The organism is Vibrio profundum, assembly GCF_050337555.1.
GTDB classification, from domain to species: Bacteria; Pseudomonadota; Gammaproteobacteria; order Enterobacterales; family Vibrionaceae; genus Vibrio; species Vibrio profundum.
The window spans coordinates 26,766-43,846 of record NZ_JAKJTA010000032.1; the positions used below are offsets into that span (position 1 = coordinate 26,766).

General features: G+C 46.0%; 15 protein-coding genes, 1 tRNA gene, 1 rRNA gene and 1 pseudogene. 6 read left to right on the forward strand and 12 right to left on the reverse strand.

Annotated elements, in window-relative coordinates; all coding sequences use genetic code 11:
* Nucleotides 1–5: 5 nt before the first annotated feature.
* A complete protein-coding gene (locus L4C34_RS19835) occupies nucleotides 6–461 on the reverse strand; it encodes an EVE domain-containing protein (RefSeq protein WP_428791041.1) in 456 nt (151 codons plus the stop codon).
* A gap of 391 nt (nucleotides 462–852) precedes the next feature.
* On the opposite strand from L4C34_RS19835, the gene L4C34_RS19840 reads away from it, so the two are divergent.
* Nucleotides 853–1,467 (forward strand): tRNA-uridine aminocarboxypropyltransferase, encoded by a 615-nt coding sequence (locus L4C34_RS19840; protein WP_428791042.1) that lies wholly within the window; start codon nucleotides 853–855, stop codon nucleotides 1,465–1,467.
* Here L4C34_RS19840 and yigB read toward each other — a convergent pair.
* From yigB to lptM, 6 genes and pseudogenes are all read right to left on the reverse strand, one after another.
* Nucleotides 1,453–2,169, reverse strand: a complete 717-nt coding sequence (gene yigB, locus L4C34_RS19845; protein ID WP_428791043.1) for a 5-amino-6-(5-phospho-D-ribitylamino)uracil phosphatase YigB — start codon at nucleotides 2,167–2,169, stop codon at nucleotides 1,453–1,455. The genes L4C34_RS19840 and yigB overlap by 15 nt on opposite strands.
* Nucleotides 2,169–3,101, reverse strand: coding sequence for a tyrosine recombinase XerC (gene xerC / locus L4C34_RS19850; protein ID WP_428791044.1), 933 nt, complete (start codon nucleotides 3,099–3,101; stop codon nucleotides 2,169–2,171). Before xerC ends, yigB begins: the two co-directional genes overlap by 1 nt.
* Entirely contained in the window at nucleotides 3,073–3,783 is a 711-nt protein-coding gene (locus L4C34_RS19855) for a DUF484 family protein (protein WP_428791045.1), read from the reverse strand. The genes xerC and L4C34_RS19855 overlap by 29 nt, the downstream gene beginning before the upstream one ends.
* Nucleotides 3,784–3,793: 10 nt before the next feature.
* Nucleotides 3,794–4,627, reverse strand: coding sequence for a diaminopimelate epimerase (gene dapF, locus L4C34_RS19860; RefSeq protein ID WP_428791046.1), 834 nt, complete (start codon nucleotides 4,625–4,627; stop codon nucleotides 3,794–3,796).
* A 10-nt stretch (nucleotides 4,628–4,637) separates the two neighbouring features.
* Nucleotides 4,638–5,891: a diaminopimelate decarboxylase gene (gene lysA / locus L4C34_RS19865; RefSeq protein WP_428791047.1), complete on the reverse strand. Its 1,254-nt coding sequence runs from the start codon at nucleotides 5,889–5,891 to the stop codon at nucleotides 4,638–4,640.
* A 114-nt stretch (nucleotides 5,892–6,005) separates the two neighbouring features.
* A pseudogene (gene lptM / locus L4C34_RS19870) lies at nucleotides 6,006–6,095 on the reverse strand (LPS translocon maturation chaperone LptM); the annotation flags it as partial.
* A gap of 76 nt (nucleotides 6,096–6,171) precedes the next feature.
* Here lptM and cyaY point away from each other — a divergent pair.
* Nucleotides 6,172–6,486, forward strand: coding sequence for an iron donor protein CyaY (cyaY, locus tag L4C34_RS19875; protein WP_428791048.1), 315 nt, complete (start codon nucleotides 6,172–6,174; stop codon nucleotides 6,484–6,486).
* A gap of 29 nt (nucleotides 6,487–6,515) precedes the next feature.
* Here cyaY and L4C34_RS19880 read toward each other — a convergent pair whose 3' ends face one another.
* Nucleotides 6,516–9,047 carry a class I adenylate cyclase gene (locus tag L4C34_RS19880; RefSeq protein ID WP_428791049.1) on the reverse strand — a complete coding sequence of 844 codons (2,532 nt, stop codon included), beginning with the start codon at nucleotides 9,045–9,047 and terminating at the stop codon, nucleotides 6,516–6,518.
* A gap of 346 nt (nucleotides 9,048–9,393) precedes the next feature.
* Here L4C34_RS19880 and hemC point away from each other — a divergent pair, with 346 nt between their 5' ends.
* Genes hemC through L4C34_RS19900 form a run of 4 tightly spaced genes read left to right on the forward strand, consistent with a single transcriptional unit; the run spans nucleotide 9,394 to nucleotide 13,421 of the window.
* Complete coding sequence (hemC, locus tag L4C34_RS19885) at nucleotides 9,394–10,332, forward strand: hydroxymethylbilane synthase (RefSeq protein WP_428791050.1); 939 nt, start codon at nucleotides 9,394–9,396, stop codon at nucleotides 10,330–10,332.
* A gap of 4 nt (nucleotides 10,333–10,336) precedes the next feature.
* On the forward strand, nucleotides 10,337–11,086 hold the full coding sequence (locus L4C34_RS19890; protein ID WP_428791051.1) for a uroporphyrinogen-III synthase: 750 nt from the start codon (nucleotides 10,337–10,339) through the stop codon (nucleotides 11,084–11,086).
* Nucleotides 11,087–11,103: 17 nt separating this feature from the next.
* Nucleotides 11,104–12,234 carry a uroporphyrinogen-III C-methyltransferase gene (locus L4C34_RS19895; RefSeq protein ID WP_428791052.1) on the forward strand — a complete coding sequence of 377 codons (1,131 nt, stop codon included), beginning with the start codon at nucleotides 11,104–11,106 and terminating at the stop codon, nucleotides 12,232–12,234.
* Nucleotides 12,234–13,421 carry a heme biosynthesis HemY N-terminal domain-containing protein gene (locus L4C34_RS19900; RefSeq protein ID WP_428791053.1) on the forward strand — a complete coding sequence of 396 codons (1,188 nt, stop codon included), beginning with the start codon at nucleotides 12,234–12,236 and terminating at the stop codon, nucleotides 13,419–13,421. Before L4C34_RS19895 ends, L4C34_RS19900 begins: the two co-directional genes overlap by 1 nt.
* A 94-nt stretch (nucleotides 13,422–13,515) precedes the next feature.
* Here L4C34_RS19900 and L4C34_RS19905 read toward each other — a convergent pair whose 3' ends face one another.
* The 4 genes from L4C34_RS19905 to rrf form a co-directional block, all read right to left on the reverse strand.
* The gene (locus L4C34_RS19905) at nucleotides 13,516–14,793 is read right to left on the reverse strand and encodes a cation:proton antiporter (protein WP_428791054.1); all 1,278 of its coding nucleotides are present in this window, start codon (nucleotides 14,791–14,793) and stop codon (nucleotides 13,516–13,518) included.
* Between the two features lie 375 nt (nucleotides 14,794–15,168).
* Complete coding sequence (locus L4C34_RS19910; protein ID WP_428791055.1) at nucleotides 15,169–16,368, reverse strand: NupC/NupG family nucleoside CNT transporter; 1,200 nt, start codon at nucleotides 16,366–16,368, stop codon at nucleotides 15,169–15,171.
* A gap of 220 nt (nucleotides 16,369–16,588) precedes the next feature.
* Nucleotides 16,589–16,665, reverse strand: a tRNA-Asp gene (locus tag L4C34_RS19915).
* A 177-nt stretch (nucleotides 16,666–16,842) separates the two neighbouring features.
* Nucleotides 16,843–16,958, reverse strand: a 5S ribosomal RNA gene (gene rrf, locus L4C34_RS19920).
* Nucleotides 16,959–17,081: the final 123 nt, after the last annotated feature.

Sequence of the window (17,081 nt, forward strand, 5' to 3'; positions counted from 1 at the left end):
TAACACTATTTTGCGAGTGCCATAATAGCTTGCCACTCGCTTTCTCGGACTGGCATCACTGATAAACGAATGCCACGCTTTACCAATGGCATATCAGCAAGTTCTGCTAAACTTTTTAATTTGCTTAAGGGAATGATTCGCGAAAACTTTTCCCTAAATTCAATATCAACCATCACCCAGCGTGAACTATTTGGATCAGATTTGGGATCGTAGTATTCACTTGCAGGATCGAACGCAAAATGATCAGGATAAGCTTCTTTAATCACTCTCGCGACACCAGCAATCCCAATCGTCTTACATGAAGAGTGATAGATCAGTACCGAATCCCCCAGCTTAACCTTATCTCTCATCATATTTCTTGCTTGGTAGTTACGTACACCCTCCCAGCAAGAGGTTTGATTCACACGGAGTGAATCAATGGAAAATGTATCCGGTTCCGTTTTAAACAGCCAATACGCCATGTGAATACCTAATGATAAGTTCAGCGTGTACCCTAGCAGATTATTAAACTAGGGCGTACTCGAATCGGAAACTGGTCGCCAATAAAAACAGACTGCAAATGAAAACCGGTTGATAATCTAGGCGTAATCTTCTATAAACATCAGCAGCGTAACCTCTGCCAGTACATAACCTGAAGCCAATGCGATGAACTATATAGGAAGATGATTATACAACACATCATCTAGAACTTACGGGCCTTGGTGTCACTAGTCGCCGTGGGGCTCGTCTCCGTGTCACTAGTTGTATTATTGCTATTTTCAGTAACGCGCATCAATTGCACACACTCCGATTCCGTTATGGAGTATTCAAATTGGCAGAAATGATCAGGTAATAAATAGAATGGGTGTAACTATGACCTCCCCACATAAGTGTCCCCGCTGCGGCTTCACTCACCAGTGCATCTGCCAGCGTATCCCAACCCTAGATAGCAACACACATATCGCGCTATTAACGCACCCAAAAGAAACGACTCGCTCAACTAACACTGGGCAGTTTTTAGCAAAAAGTCTCCCTCACTGCTCAGTTCATCAATGGGATCGAGTTGCGCCACCCCAATCGCTCATCACCTTGATCAATCAAGCTGACATAGAAGCGTATTTGCTTTTTCCCGACGCTGATAGCGAAAGTGTACACACAAGAATCGCCGCAAACAGCAACCGCTCAACACCAAGCAAAACACCCCTATTCATCATCATTGACTCTACCTGGCAAGAAGCAAAAAAGATCGTCCGTAAAAGTGCTTGGCTAACGCCCTTACCCCATCTGCATATCACACCTAACAAGGCATCAAACTACACCCTGCGCAGAAACCAAGAAGATGGCCACCTGTGCACTTTAGAAGTAGGGTGTGAACTGATGTACACGATGGGAGAGCAGGTACAAGCTAAACAGCTCTCCGACTTCTTTCTACACTACATGAAAGTGTATCAAGCTGATAAAAGTGGTCACCAGCTAAAGCCAAAGTAACAATTGATTGAGGTGAGTCACTTCAACATCGGGTAATACACGTGCTTTGACGTTCGTCCGGATATTCTCAGTATGCGGGTTAAACCAGCACGCCTGAAATCCGCAGCGCTTAGCCCCCAAGACATCAGTACGCAAGTTATCGCCGACATGCAAAATCTTATTGCTAGGCAGCGCCAGATATTGACTCGCTTGGTCAAAAAGATCGGGAAAGGGTTTAGAGCGTCCATCAGGGCCAGCGCGAAAAGTGGCTTCAAAGTAAGAGGCCAAACCGATTTTTTCAACGTTAACGTTACCATTGGTAATGGCCACTAGCCGATAGTTCTGCGCCAGTCTCTTAAGCACACCCAAACTCTCTGCAGGGACATCCACTCGATTTCGATAGATAGAAACTTGTTCCATCGCCGCTGAAGCGGCATGGTTGGCCTCATTAGCTGGGTATCCAAGATCTACAAACCCTTTCTGCAATTGACAACAGCGCCACTGAGTAAGATCATGTTTCAGGTTTGGCTTTTCAATGATCACGGCACGCTTTAGCGCCAGCCACCAGCTCTTAGAGCGAGTACTCGTCACTGGGTGATACTGGTGCAACCAAGATTCGAGGTGTCGCTCCAACTGCAATATGATAGGCCGGTTATCGTATAAGGTGTCGTCAAGATCGAACGTAATTGCCTTTATCTCGGTGCTGCGCCGATAAAAGCGCACTACTTGTCGTCCCTTTTCTTACGCGCTCTCGGGTGAGCGGCATCATAAGCTTGCGCTAGGTGTTGGAAATCTAAATGGGTATAAATCTGAGTAGTGGAAATATTTTCGTGGCCAAGCAACTCTTGCACCGCACGTAAATTATTGCTCGACTCTAACATATGTGTAGCAAACGAGTGCCGCAGTTTATGAGGACTAATATGGCTAGCCACGGCTTGTTTCTGCCCCCACTCGGCCATTCTTTTTTGCACACTTCGATGAGAAATTCGCACTCCTAACTTGGAAACAAACAACCCTTTTTCATCAGCGTTGGCAAGCCCGCCCCGTTCTTTTAACCATTTCGAGACCCACTCTTTCGCCAGCCCAGAAAACGGCACCTTTCGCTCTTTGTCACCTTTACCAACGACTCGTATCTCACCACTATAAAAACCAACATCTTTAACGTTGATACTGACTAACTCGGCTAAGCGAAGGCCCGCACCATACATGAGTTCCATCATAGCGCGATCGCGAATTGCGAGAGGATCATCTTCATTCACTTCTAGCAATTGACCGACTTCATCGACATCGAGGTTTTTCGGTAACGGCCGACTCTTACGCGGCGCAGAAACCCCTTTGGCTGGGTTAGCATCTAGTTCGCCCCGCAAGATTAAAAAATCAAAAAAACTGCGCAACGATGATAACCGTGTAGACAAACTGCTGGCTTTCATACCATCACGTTTGCCTTTTCCCACTAATTGTCGGACCCATGCCGCATCGACTTGCTGCCAGTTTTCTAGCCCCAAGCTAACTAAGTGTACCGCCATGGTGCCTAATTGCTGTTTGTAGTTTCTTTGCGTGTGCAGGCTGAGGCCTTTTTCACTACGTAAATACTCGTAGAAACGGTCCAACGGCTGCTGCAAACTATTAGGAAGAACGGGAGGTGTATGTGTCATATTCGCCTTTCGCTATATTCCAAGGTAATACCTGCACTAGGTGGGTAAAAACCAGTGCTAAATGGCGTAGAAATAACGTATCCATATGAGGTTGAAAATGCCCGCCGTCTTCACTGACAAACGATAAAACCCCTAAAGGCCGCTTACTTATCAAAGGTAAGACGACGCACGAGCCAAGATCAGCAACCGAGACGCCTTCACCTAAGATGAGTTGCCGATCAGATTTCCTTAATCGGCCGAGAAAAGCACTTTTCCCAGCTAGGTGCTGATTACTAAATCTTTGATAATGACTAAGAGGCAAACCATGTATTAGTGAATCAGACTCAATCAGGCGAACGTAAGCCGTCAAATTAAGCTCTCGCGCTTTAGCTTCAATGGCGGTAATCACCTCACGAGTCGTCTCACATTTTAGCATCTTCTCCTGTAAGTCCATAAATTCATAGAAGGTCTTGTCATTGTTAGCGGCTAAGGACATTAAGCCGGTGATTTCTTCTTCTAGAGCCTCTATCCGGTGCCGTTGTCGAGTCAGTTGGATGTGCACTAACGAAACCGCTCCTTGCTCATCACAAGGCAGTGAAAGCTGATCCACCAACTCTGATCTCGATAAGAAAAAATCTGGATTATCTTGTAGGTACGCCGACACTATCTCTGCGCTGAGTTGGTCGGCTTCAATATGAGACAAAATCTCTCCTTTAGTTGACTGAAAGCTGGCCGTCATAAATATGGGTCGCTGGGCCAGTCATGAATAATGACCTATCAGCCCCTTTCCATTGAATATTTAGCACTCCCCCTGGAAGGTGAACCACCACATTCTCGTCAAGGAGCCCTTGGCTCACCCCAACCGCAACGGCAGCGCAAGCTCCGCTCCCACAAGCTTTTGTTTCCCCTGCGCCGCGCTCATACACTCTTAATTTCACTTCATTTCGAGAGACAACTTGCATGAAACCCGCATTCACTCGCTCAGGAAAACGCTCGTGAGATTCTAATAGTGGACCTAGCGCCTCAATGTCGGTGGCATCGACATCTTCAACAACGGTCACCACATGGGGGTTACCCATACTGACAACGCCACAGAACAAAGTATGCGCCTCTGTACGTATAATATAGGTCTTTTCAGCTTGCTTTGCGCGAAAGGGAACCTTACTTGGTTCAAATTCTGGCACACCCATATTGACCCGAACTCGTTCATCATCTTCGAGATTTAGCACCATTTTGCCTTTTTTAGTGCTAACGCTAATACTATATTTATTGGTCAGCCCTTTCATTTGCACAAAACGTGCAAAGCAGCGAGCGCCATTACCACATTGCTCGACCTCACTGCCATCAGCGTTAAAAATCCGATAGTGGAAGTCGGTTTCTGGATCGTAAGGCGCTTCAACAATCAACAGCTGATCAAACCCGATCCCTGTATGTCTATTTGCCAAACGACGGATTAAATCCGGGGAGAAGAAAATGTTCTGAGTAACGCAGTCAACGACCATAAAGTCGTTACCCAATCCATGCATTTTGGAAAAATGGAAGTGCATAATACTGAATTTACTCCGGTAGTATATTTTCGAGTGCCCACAAACTCGACAACTCTTCACGTTGACGAACCAAGTGGCACTTCGCTTTGTCCACCATCACTTCCGCCACTCTTGCTCGAGTGTTGTAATTCGATGACATCACGAAACCATATGCGCCAGCAGACCGTACCGCCAGTAAATCGCCAGCTTCAATATTAAGTGCACGATCTTTACCTAAAAAATCACCCGTCTCACAAATAGGCCCGACCAAATCATAAGTTTTCGCGTCGCCCGTCCTCGGCGAAAGCGGAATGATATCCTGCCAAGCTTGATATAAGGCCGGACGAATTAAGTCATTCATCGCGGCATCAATAATGGCAAAGTTCTTATGTTCGGTATGCTTTAAAAATTCGACACGAGTAAGTAATACACCAGCATTCGCCGCAATCGCACGACCAGGCTCAAAAATAAGCTCAAGCTGCTGATGATTCTTCAAACGTGACAGTAAAGCTTGCGCATATTCAGACGGTTGTGGAGGCAACTCGTCGCGATATACAACGCCAAGCCCCCCCCCAACATCAAGGTGTTTGATGGTAATACCTTGGTTGGTTAAGTCATCAATCAACGCCAGCAACCTGTCTGTTGCGTCAATAAACGGCGTGAGTTCGGTCAATTGGGAACCGATATGGCAGTCGATACCCTGAACCTCTAAATTCGGCAAACTTTGTGCGAGAGCGTAGACCTGATTGGCCCTATCAAATGCAATACCAAATTTGTTGTCTTTAAGGCCAGTGGAAATATAAGGGTGAGTCTTGGCGTCCACATCCGGATTTATGCGCAAAGAAACGGGCGCTTTCACCCCAACCTCACTTGCAACTTGATTCAATCTCTCCAGTTCGGTCTCAGACTCAACATTGAAGCATTTAATTCCTAGCTCTAACGCGCGTTTCATTTCATCCGCTGTTTTTCCTACTCCAGAAAACACCACTTTGGATGGGTCGCCGCCCGCAGCAATCACTCTTTCTAGTTCACCGCCAGAAACGATATCAAAACCCGAACCTAACCGAGCCAACGCATTCAGCACGCCAAGGTTTGAATTGGCTTTAACCGCATAACACACTAAATGTGGGTGCTGAGCCAGAGAGTCATCAAAGGCTTTCCAGTGCCGCTCAAGCGTTGCTCGTGAGTATACGTACAATGGCGTTCCAAAACGCTCCGCGACCTCAGACAGCTCAACGTCTTCGGCCCAAAGCTGCCCATCAGATCGATAGTTGAAATAATCCACTTTTCCTACCTTATTTTGTCGATATCCGTCACTCAATCGCTATTGTGCGGACTGAGTTTGGGTTTCCGTTGTTGGTTCACTTGAGTTCGTCGAAGGTGCTTGGTTGGTCACTTTATCTTTAGGCATGTATAACGGGCCCGTTTGGCCACAGCCAGAAAGTGCGAGCGCGCTAAGCACAAGCAGTGCGGTAAGAGGTTTTTTCATGACGCATATCGTGATTATTCATTCAATGCCCCCTATAATCGCACCACACTCAAGAAATGCAATAGGATAATAATAGATGAACGACACTGAGTTTCATCAACATGTCGATGAACAACTTCAGATTATTGAGGAAATGATCGATGAGTCTGGCGCGGACATTGACTACGAAACGACAGGTAATGTCATGACGCTAGAATTCGAGGATCGTAGCCAAATCATTATTAATCGCCAAGAACCGATGCATGAACTATGGCTAGCATCAAAATCAGGTGGCTATCACTGCAAGTTGCTCGACGGTACTTGGACATGTTCGAAAACGGGTATTGCCTTTCTGCAATTGGTGAAGCAAGAGTGCGAAAAGCAGTGTGACGAACACATAGACTGGCCATAACAATACGATTGGCCAGGAGTGAAGGTTTGCTAAGCGGTCGCCGTTCTAGCAGGCCTAACTTGCGGGGCATTGTCGTTGCGATAAGGCACAACATAATCACCCGCGCCTTGGCCATGGACAATTTGATAATACTGGGGAAGGTTGAAGTTGATCAGTTGATTTGAAAGCTTAGATTCATCTTTCACTGAGGTGTAAAAGTTATTCACATCCGCAATCATCTCATCTTTCTCGCCACTAAACTGATGGTAGACTTCCACTTTATTGGCTTCATCTAACACATAGATATTGAAACCTTTTTCCGTATCCTCGAAGAAAAACTGGATCAAGCCTTCACTGGCAAAACCATCCACCACATGCGGTAGCTGATAATCCTTTTCCTTATCGATCACTAACAAGGTTGAGCCTGTCAGTTTATTGGTTGAAATGCAGCGATAAAAATCTATCGCATTTTCCAGTTTCTGTACCGAGACACCACGACGCTCAAAAAACAAGCCATACATAGTGCTGCCAATTCGAATCGCTTTGAAAGTGCGGTTCTTGTCTTGCTCAAATGGCGTTAAGCGCAGTTCGATACATTCTGCCAACAGTTGGTAAATGGTGTTACGCATGACGCCGCACAAGTTTTTGCTATAGCAAAACACATCCACCGATTCCGGCGGCAGCGCATCTTGGTGCATTTTGCCCAATATGGTTTTCAATGCATCGAGAATGGCGGTTTCACCTTTAAAGTGCAACGTTCTCACTTCGTGCCATGAATTGCGGTAAACCAAATCAACACTGCCAACCAAACTCACCGGCTCAGCACCAAAGCTAAATATATCGGTATTTTTCAAATCCACTTTCAACGACTTAGCGCTAATATCTGCTGTGGGATCCGATTCAAAATTAATAAACATAGCCAATTGGCTAATCTCACATGGACTCGACAGTGCTTGCATTGTCGGACGGCGTTTATGCAACGAAAACGTATTGCGTAGATCGCTGACCATTTGATAAAACTTATCGATATCGATGTGAGCATCGCGCACCACAGAATGCAATCGGGTACCTTCCGTGATCAAGCCATTGAAGAACGCCCACGCCACCAATTTGCTGAGGTATTCATTATGCTCGAGCTTTGGCTGGCCAATGATGCGGTGTGCGACAAGAGGCTGCTTATACAGATACCAGCCCGGTTTATTCACCCGTCCCTTACGCACTTCAATAAACGTAAGATCAGGTTCATGTAAATCAGGCGAAATCTGCGGATTGAGCAGGGTAACTTTACCCGGCAACACCTCAAAAGCGGCATACAACTTGCGGGCTAAAATACTGATATCTTGGGGGCTGATGCGTGAAGTAATGCCATTACGCCGTGCAAATTGAATGAGGTTTCGATAACTCAGCATCAACGCATCAAGTAACGCATGATGAAAAACTTTAACCTGTTCTACTTTCCAGTGACGACGGTCATCAAGCTCTTGTAATGTTGCCTGACTCCACTGCCACGTCTGCACCATCTCAGCTAACGCATCGCGTCGCCATTGAACAGAACCCACCCCAGGATCTCGCGACAGCTTCTCGTGCGTTTTAAGGTAAAAACACTTACGGACTAACTCCATCCGCGTCGTATCACCAATCCGCTCCAAATAGCGAGAGACTTTCTCGAGAATCAGGTAATAGGCGTCCATCCCGTACAGGTCTTGTTGATAAGCAAAAAAGCGTCGTTTGGTATCTAGACTGAGCAATTGAGTGTGGGGATACTCCCAAGAGTACGCCTCAAGTAAGATGGCTTTGAGCACCGACTTGTATGGAGAGTCGATACTCTTATATAACTGCCATAAATTGGAGCCAAAGTATTCCTCGGCTGGGATACCATCTAGCTGCCCAAAGTCTATCCACTCATCACAATCAATGTAACCTGCTTGGCAAAGCTCAGCGACGTATTCGTCGTAGCACTCTTCCATTTCTGGTGGCACGATCTGCCAGACCAAACGTTGCCCTGCTAATCGAACCGCAGAGCGGTAAAACTCATCAAGCAATAATAAGTGCTGAGATGAACCACAGTTGTCACCCGTCATTTCCTCAGAACAGTTACTGCGAAACCTTTGCTCGTCGATCAGAAAGAAATTGGCTTCTACCCCTAACTTCTGCGCCCATGCCGTAATCCGACTGCACTTTTCGGCCAGTTTATCACGGCGTTCTTTCTCAAGAGATGGGGACACACATACCCAGACATCCAAATCGCTTGAGGAACTTTGGCCAATCGACGAAGTACTGCCCATAGTATAAAGCGCTAAGATATCGCAATGTGGGCTGGTTTCTGTCGCTTTCTGCTCTGCGTTAAAACCCATATCTTCGAGAAGACTAAGCAAAGCCGAACTGGATTGAAAAGCAGAGACCCCTGATGGGACATGTTCGTCGTAGTAACCGGGAATTGAAGGGTGATTAAAATGAAATAAGGCGGGAATTAGGTGAAAAACTCGCTGACTCGGCAGACTCATAAGGGCCAACGCCCGCTCAACACGCTGCTGGTTAAGCTGGTCCAATCTTTGTATTAACGTCTCTGTATAAGCCTGCAAGGTGAAGTCCTTGGTTTGAGTCTCAACAATCGCCCTGACTGTCTTTTGTGCAAAATCAGTCGTAAAACGTGATCAATGTAACACTTTTTCAATTCTTGGTAAAGAAATGAACGACCACGAATAACCGTTAAGCATCAAGCTGTTTATCCGTTTTCACTGGAGCATAGTGTGGTACGTATCTCTTTTTTCTAATAATAATCCGTTTTATAAACGAGAGATCAATCACACTATTTGTCCTTTAGCGGTTATTTTCTGTCTCCAATTGCGGCGCACCTAACTTCAATAGAAATACTTTTGTTTTATAGGATGATACGATTGGTCTTTCGACTCCAAACACAAAAATAGCATGACTACGTCCAATACCATTCGCATTGCAACACGCAAAAGTCCACTCGCACTCTGGCAAGCTCACTATGTAAAAGATGCACTGATCGCAGCGCACCCCGGACTCCAAGTTGAGCTCGTCACTATGGTCACGAAAGGCGATATCATCCTCGACTCACCATTAGCGAAAGTGGGTGGTAAAGGGCTATTTGTGAAAGAGCTTGAAGTGGCGATGTTAGAAGGTAGAGCCGACCTCGCCGTTCATTCAATGAAAGATGTGCCAGGCGAATTCCCTGAAGGCTTGGGACTGGTGACCATTTGCCAACGTGAAGACCCACGTGATGCGTTTGTCTCTAATCAATACCAATCAATCTCTGACTTACCCGCTGGGGCTGTAGTAGGCACATGCAGCCTACGCCGCCAATGCCAAATCAAAGCCGCGCGACCAGATTTGGTGATTAAGGAGCTGCGGGGCAACGTTGGTACACGACTGGGTAAACTAGACACTGGTGACTACGACGCCATTATCCTCGCGGCAGCTGGATTAAAGCGATTAGAACTGGAACAAAGAATACAAAGTTACATCGAAGACACCGAATCTCTGCCGGCTGCTGGGCAAGGGGCTGTGGGAATAGAGTGCCGCGTAGACGACTCTCGTCTATTGTCTTTATTGGCACCACTGAATCACCCAGACACCGCCGACCGAGTCACCTGTGAGCGAGCGGTGAACCTGACTCTAGAAGGCGGCTGCCAAGTGCCTATCGGCAGCTATTCGGAGCTGGAAGGCGATCAATTGTGGCTTAGAGCACTTGTCGGTGAGCCCGATGGGTCAGAAATCATTCGTGGCGAAATTCGCGGCCCACGTCAGCAAGCTAAACAACTGGGTACTCAATTAGCCCAACAACTGCTGGCCGATGGCGCAGAATCAATCTTAACGAAACTGTATACCGAGCACTCATAATCCAATGAGCGTGTTGGTAGTGCGCCCCGGGGAGCAAGGGAAAAAACTGGGCAACCTGTTGGAAAAAGTGGGCATTGAAGCTATTCATCACCCTGTTGTAACAATTCTCCCTGGCAACGAGTTACCACATTTGACTGCCCAGCTGCATAGCGTCGATATCGTCATTGCGGTTAGCCAACATGCGGTAACTTTCGCTCAAGAATACCTAACTCAACAATATCAAATAAGACACGACGTTGCTCACTGGCCCAAACAAACGAGCTATTTCGCTATTGGTAAGACGACAGCTGACACATTACACAATGTATGTTCTCTCCCAGTTCAACACCCAAAAAAAAGCGATAGTGAGCACTTACTCGAATTGGATGATTTACAGAATGTAACTGGTAAAAAGGTTCTCATCCTACGCGGTAACGGTGGCCGTGAGACTCTATATCAAACGCTGCAGGAACGTGGAGCCTGTGTCCACTACCTCGAAAGTTATCGCCGCGAACCTCTCCCATTTCTATCTAACGTGTGCATCCCACTTTGGCAAAAACGGAATGTGCAAAGCATCGTCATCACAAGCAGCCAGCAGCTGCACCTATTTATGTCTCATATTCAACCTGCATACCAAACTTGGTTGCTAGGGCGAACACTGCTTGTCCCAAGTCAACGCATTCACGCTGATGCGAAAGCTTTAGGGTTCAGCCATATCATCAATACACGTAGCGCAGCCAACTCTGATCTGCTCGCTGCGATTAGGAATCAGTAATACAGGACTTTAAGCAAATGAAAAAGAATAACGATCAGCATAATGAACCTGAGAAAAAAGACACCAAAGCATCGTCTGAGAAGCCATCCAAACCACAAGCCAACGCTGAGGCTAAGACTCAACCAAAACGTGGGTCTAAATTGGCCGCTTTAGCGCTACTTGTGTCCATTGTTGTCGGCGGCGGATTAGCCTATAAAATCCACCTAAACAGTCAGCAGTACCAAACTCAAATCAATGAACTGCAGCAGAAACTACAACAAAATCAGAACCAATTAGATAGTCAGCTCAGCACGGTTACCACGAAAACACAGCAACAAATTACCAACTTAAACCACGCAACTGATGTCGCTTTAGCGCAAAAGCAGAAAAGTATTAAGAGCCTGCAAATGGCACTGTCTGATATGAAAGGTCGCCGCCCTAGCGATTGGATGCTCGCGGAAGCCAATTACTTGGTGAAACTGGCTGGGCGTAAGTTGTATATGGAACACGATATATCCAGTGCCATCGCTTTAATGGAAGATGCCGATCAACGCATCGCCGCGCTCAACGATCCAAACCTATTCCCACTGCGCAAAGCGATGGCTGAAGACATCACCAAGCTAAAATCACTGCCTATTGTCGATCAAGACGGGCTAGTGCTGCGCTTAATGGCATTGCAAAAACAAATCACTCAACTGCCACTAGCGAATGCCATCTTACCGCAATCTAACACTGAGCAAGAACCGGAAGTCAGCACTGATATTCATGACTGGAAGAGCAACCTGCTGACATCACTAAAAGACTTCTCCGCCCACTTCATCACTTTCCGCTCACGAGACGGTAACGTCATCCCGCTATTGTCACCCAAACAAGAGTTCTATTTGCAAGAGAATATGATTGCGAAACTCGATTTGGCAATCAAAGCAGTATACGACGAAAATAATGCCATCTACTCGACAGCGCTGGGTACCGCTTCTACTTGGTCGCGTTCGTTCTTCAACCAAGACAACACACAAGTGAAGCAATTTGAATCCACTTTAGCAGCGCTCACTAAACAAAACATTCATATCGACTATCCTGTCAAACTCGAATCACAAAGTGCACTGTCTAAAGTGATTGAGCAGCGCATCAATACCAAAGTGACCAGCCTCACTGGGGAGGATAAATAATGTTTAGACTGATTTTCTTGTTTATTGTTCTTGGCGGTGGGCTCTTTGTTGGCTCACATTACGCAGGCCAGCAAGGCTATGTGTTGATCTCCATCGCCAATAAAACGCTAGAAATGAGCGTCACCACCCTAATGATTTTTGTAATCGCCGCACTGGCGGGTTTATTTATCCTTGAGAGTATATTGAAAAAGTTGATTCGCTCCAGCTCAACCACTTGGCAATGGTTGACTGTGCGAAAAATACGCCGCGCCCGACGCGACACCAATGAAGGCGTTATAAAATGGTTAGAAGGTGACTGGAAACAGGCGGAACGTAAAGTCACACGCCGAGCATCACACCACGACATGCCACTGCTTTGCTACCTAGTTGCCTCAGAAGCCGCGTTGGAAATGGGAGAGGAAAGCAAGCGAGATCATTACTTGCAGCTGGCTGAGAAACAGGCTGATTCAAAACTAGTGGTCTCACTAACTCGCGCCAAACAACAAATCCGCCTGCAAAAGTATCAGCAAGCTTATGACAGCCTAATTCAGCTAACCAAAACCAACCCCAACCACCCACTCGCGCTTCAGCTACTCAAAGAGGTGTATGTTGAATTGCAAAAATGGCAAGCCCTATCGGATATCCTGCCCCAACTACGCAAAGTGAAAGCGCTAAGTGAAGTGCAATTACAGCAACTCGAGGTGCAAGTACAGTGTGGTTTACTGTCAGACATCGCTTTGCACCAAAGCAACGATACTCTGATTCAGCATTGGGATCAGCTAGCGAAAAAGAGTAAAGCTCAACCGGAGATCATTGTGCACTACGCGAAACTGCTCGTTGACAAACAAGCATCAACTCCGGCATTCGATCTGATTAAATCGACCCTCAAAAAGCAATCGATTGGTGCGTTATACACCTTGCTTCCTGAGATTGAGCTAACAGATAACCAAGATGCTCGATTGCTGCTTGAGCAAGCCTTAAACAAGAATGGTAATAACGCGGATGCTCTGAGCGCGCTGGCACAATTTGAAATGAAAGATAAACAATGGCCCAACGCCCAGCAGCATCTAGAAAAGTCTTTATCGATACGCTCGAGTGTGCGTGATTATCATTTATTGGCCACCACGTTAGAACAGCAAAACATGCTACAAGCAGCCAATGACGTCAGCAAAAAAGCACTCACTTTAGTACATTCTGCCCAGAGCTAAGTCATGTACTAACCAAGCCGCTCGTAAAACTCAGTAATAAAAAAAGCCAGTGGTGTATACCACTGGCTTTTTTTATTCTATTTATTGTTTCGCATCAGTACCCGTTCTTTTCCCATTCCTTCGCCTTGGTTATCATAGGCGTGATGGTTGAACCCTGCACTATGATAGAAAACACCACCACCGCATAAGTCATTAAGACCAAGATTTCTTTGATATCGACGCCATGGACCTGCTGCACGCCCGCTGGAATCGCCATCGCCATCGCGAGTGCTAAACCACCGCGCAGCCCACCCCAAGTGAGGACTTTCACGGATTCCGGATTGTATCGACGAAAACGACTAAACAACAGATAGGATGCTTTAACACTGATATAGCGGCTGCTTAGCACCATAGGCACCGCAATCAGCACCGCAATAATATCTAAGTAGTGGAAGCTAAACGTCAGCATAATAAGGCCTATCAGCAAAAATAAAATCGCGTTCAAGATCTCATCAACCAACTCCCACAAATGGCTCATTTGCTCAGACTCCTGCTGATCAAATCCTCGTCGGGTGATATTGCCAATAATAATACCCGCTGCGACCATCGCGAGCGGCGCGGACACATCTAGGTGCTCACCCAATACATACCCAGCCGTCGGGATCAGCATAGTAAGAATCAGACGCATCATGCTATCGCTACTTCGCTTTATAAGCTGATGGAAAACACCCCCTAGCAATAAACCAAAAACGATTCCCCCTACCGCTTCATGGAGAAACAGTTCTAGCGTCCCCCACGCCGTCGGCGTCGACTCACCAAAGGCCACTTGGTAAAGCGTCACAAAAACCACTAAGCCAACACCATCGTTAAATAATGATTCCCCTTCAATTTGGGTCGATACTCGCTGTGGCGCGCGCATTTTTTTGACAATGGCCAACACCGCGATTGGATCAGTTGGAGAAATCAGTGCTCCAAATAAACAGCAGTAGATAAAGTCGATTGGGATGCCTACTTTCTGAAAGAGAAAGTACATGACACCCCCAATAAAGAAGGTCGAAAATAAAGTGGCCACCAAGGCGAGAAAAGAAATTTCTAATTTTTGATCTTTGAGGTGTGGTAACTCAATGTTAAGTGCACCGCCAAACAACAAAAAGCCCAACACACCTTTCAGCAAAAAGTCATCAAACTGGATATGTTCCAACATATCAACCAGCTCGTGTTGCTGATGCAACGATACTAAGCCTAGGCGGCTCAACAAGATCAACGAAACAGAAATCGCAACCGACCAGCCCGTGATCGCTATTGTCGTTTGAAATCGACCAAACCTATGATTAAACATGGCAATAAACACCGCCAACGCAGCGATAATACAAATTGTGTCATACACAGACATATCTTACTTTTAACTCCTAACTCAGCCCATCAAACACCATGCTGTCTACCCGTAAACCTGAGCTTGCGAGTCAACGTCCGAGGTTATCTGGCGATTGACCAGCAAACATACTTGGACAAAAAGACAGGGCATCATAGAACGCCCAGCATGATGATTTATTGTTCTAATTCATGTTTAGATCTCATGGCCGCTATGTTTTACTGACAGAACAATAAAATCAATCAGTTTCGCTCTTAGCCGCCCAAGAATTTATTCACACGTCTTTAGTAGAGCCTTTTCAAGGCCTAAATTGACCACGCACAGAAACGAAAAAAGCCATGTTAAATAACATGGCTTTCTCTATTTTAGGACAAGCTAGTATAACTGCCGCAGCAATTAGGCAATCATGATCCCTGCGACGACCGCAGATAACAAGCTAACCAGCAAACCTGTGTAAACCAATTTAAAACCATAGCTCGCCACAATATCGCCTTTCTCGGAGCAAAGTCCTTTCACCGCGCCAGAAATCACACCAACCGAACTGAAGTTGGCAAACGAAACGAGGAAGACAGATACAACGCCAACGGTATGGTGATCGAGAACGTGAGCGTTTTTGCCTAAATCCATCATAGCGACGAACTCGTTAGCCACGACTTTAGTTGCCATAATACTGCCTGCCGTCACCGCTTGATGCCAAGGAATGTTCAACATAAAGGCAACAGGGGCGAATACGTAGCCCAGTACCTCTTGGAAGGTGTGGTGAAACACCATATCAAACACGTTATTAATCGCGGTAATGAGTGCGACAAAGCCGATCATCATCGCTGAGACAACCACCGCGACTTTAAAACCGTCCATGATGTACTCACCGATCATCTCAAAGAAACTTTGTTTACGATGGCCTGGCTGCTCGAGAAGCTCATCGGCTTCGTTAACTTCGTAAGGATTCACTACAGAAACAATAATGAAAGTACTGAACATATTAAGCAAGATAGCCGTCACGACATAACGAGGTTCAACCATCTGCATGTAAGAACCCACAATTGACATCGACACGGTTGAAATAGCAGTAGCAGAAAGCGTGAATAAGCGTTGATTGCTCATTTCAGGAATCAGCTGTTTGATGGCAATAAAGTTTTCAGACTGGCCAACCAACAGTGAGCTTACCGCGTTAAAAGACTCTACCTTGCCTAAGCCATTAATTTTGCTCAGACCGAGTCCTACTACCTTAATGATAATAGGTAATATTCTAAAGTGGCGTAGAATACCAATGAGGACAGAGATAAAAATGATCGGCATTAGCACGTTCAGATAAAAAACAAAGTGACCTTTTTCCACTAACCCACCAAACACGAAGTCAGTGCCTGAGCTAGCGTAGCCAAGTAGCTTTTTAAAGAAGCTGTTGATGGCACTAACAACCGTTAATCCCACCGTTGTTTTCATTAATGCCCAAGCAAGCACTAATTCAATGACCAGCATTTGTAGGATCGGGCGCGTTTTAATTTTTCCTCGGTCTGAACTGGCGACATAAGCCAAAGTTAAAACGACGAGGACACCAACAACCAAAAAGAGTATTTTTCTTAAGTCAAAAGACATGGAGACACCAAACATTATCTCTAGTTAACATAAATGGATAGAGAGAGGGGAATCCCAGCGCTTTGGCTATGGGCATTCCACAATGTGTGGAATGATTCAGTGCGGAGGAAAAACCCGGCTCTCATGAGAATCCAGAGTCCTTCCTAAATTCGACTTTTGGCTTAGTTTTACTAAGCCCATATTGCAAAAAACCCCGCATAATAGCGAGGTCTACAATAAATGGCGGAGTGGACGGGACTCGAACCCGCGACCCCCGGCGTGACAGGCCGGTATTCTAACCAACTGAACTACCACTCCGCACTAAATTTGTTGTCTGCAGCAACCACAGCCCCAAAAGGCAAACGATTGCTTGTCGATACATTAAAAATCCTGCCTCAATGAGCAGGATTTCAATCTAAATAAAGTCTTATGGAAAGATTGCTTTATTCAGGTTTTGGCTTTCATCTTTTTCTAAAAGATGAAGACCTAAAGTAAGCCTGGCGATGTCCTACTCTCACATGGGGAAACCCCACACTACCATCGGCGCTATTGCGTTTCACTTCTGAGTTCGGCATGGAATCAGGTGGGTCCACAATGCTATGGTCGCCAAGCAAATGCTTAAATTCGGAAAGCTGGCTTTAAAAGTTCATCACACATTCAATTCGTTCTTGGCTTTGAGTCCACAAAACCCCTTAGGTGTTGTATGGTTAAGCCTCACGGGCAATTAGTACAGG

Bases quoted from the DNA above. Each gene is read 5' to 3' on its own strand.
- dapF (WP_428791046.1), bottom strand. From the start codon at position 4,627: ATGCACTTCCATTTTTCCAAAATGCATGGATTGGGTAACGACTTTATG.
- L4C34_RS19890 (WP_428791051.1), top strand. From the start codon at position 10,337: ATGAGCGTGTTGGTAGTGCGCCCCGGGGAGCAAGGGAAAAAACTGGGC.
- L4C34_RS19840 (WP_428791042.1), top strand. From the start codon at position 853: ATGACCTCCCCACATAAGTGTCCCCGCTGCGGCTTCACTCACCAGTGC.
- hemC (WP_428791050.1), top strand. From the start codon at position 9,394: ATGACTACGTCCAATACCATTCGCATTGCAACACGCAAAAGTCCACTC.
- L4C34_RS19905 (WP_428791054.1), bottom strand. From the start codon at position 14,793: ATGTCTGTGTATGACACAATTTGTATTATCGCTGCGTTGGCGGTGTTT.
- L4C34_RS19835 (WP_428791041.1), bottom strand. From the start codon at position 461: ATGGCGTATTGGCTGTTTAAAACGGAACCGGATACATTTTCCATTGAT.
- cyaY (WP_428791048.1), top strand. From the start codon at position 6,172: ATGAACGACACTGAGTTTCATCAACATGTCGATGAACAACTTCAGATT.
- xerC (WP_428791044.1), bottom strand. From the start codon at position 3,101: ATGACACATACACCTCCCGTTCTTCCTAATAGTTTGCAGCAGCCGTTG.
- L4C34_RS19900 (WP_428791053.1), top strand. From the start codon at position 12,234: ATGTTTAGACTGATTTTCTTGTTTATTGTTCTTGGCGGTGGGCTCTTT.
- L4C34_RS19895 (WP_428791052.1), top strand. From the start codon at position 11,104: ATGAAAAAGAATAACGATCAGCATAATGAACCTGAGAAAAAAGACACC.
- L4C34_RS19910 (WP_428791055.1), bottom strand. From the start codon at position 16,368: ATGTCTTTTGACTTAAGAAAAATACTCTTTTTGGTTGTTGGTGTCCTC.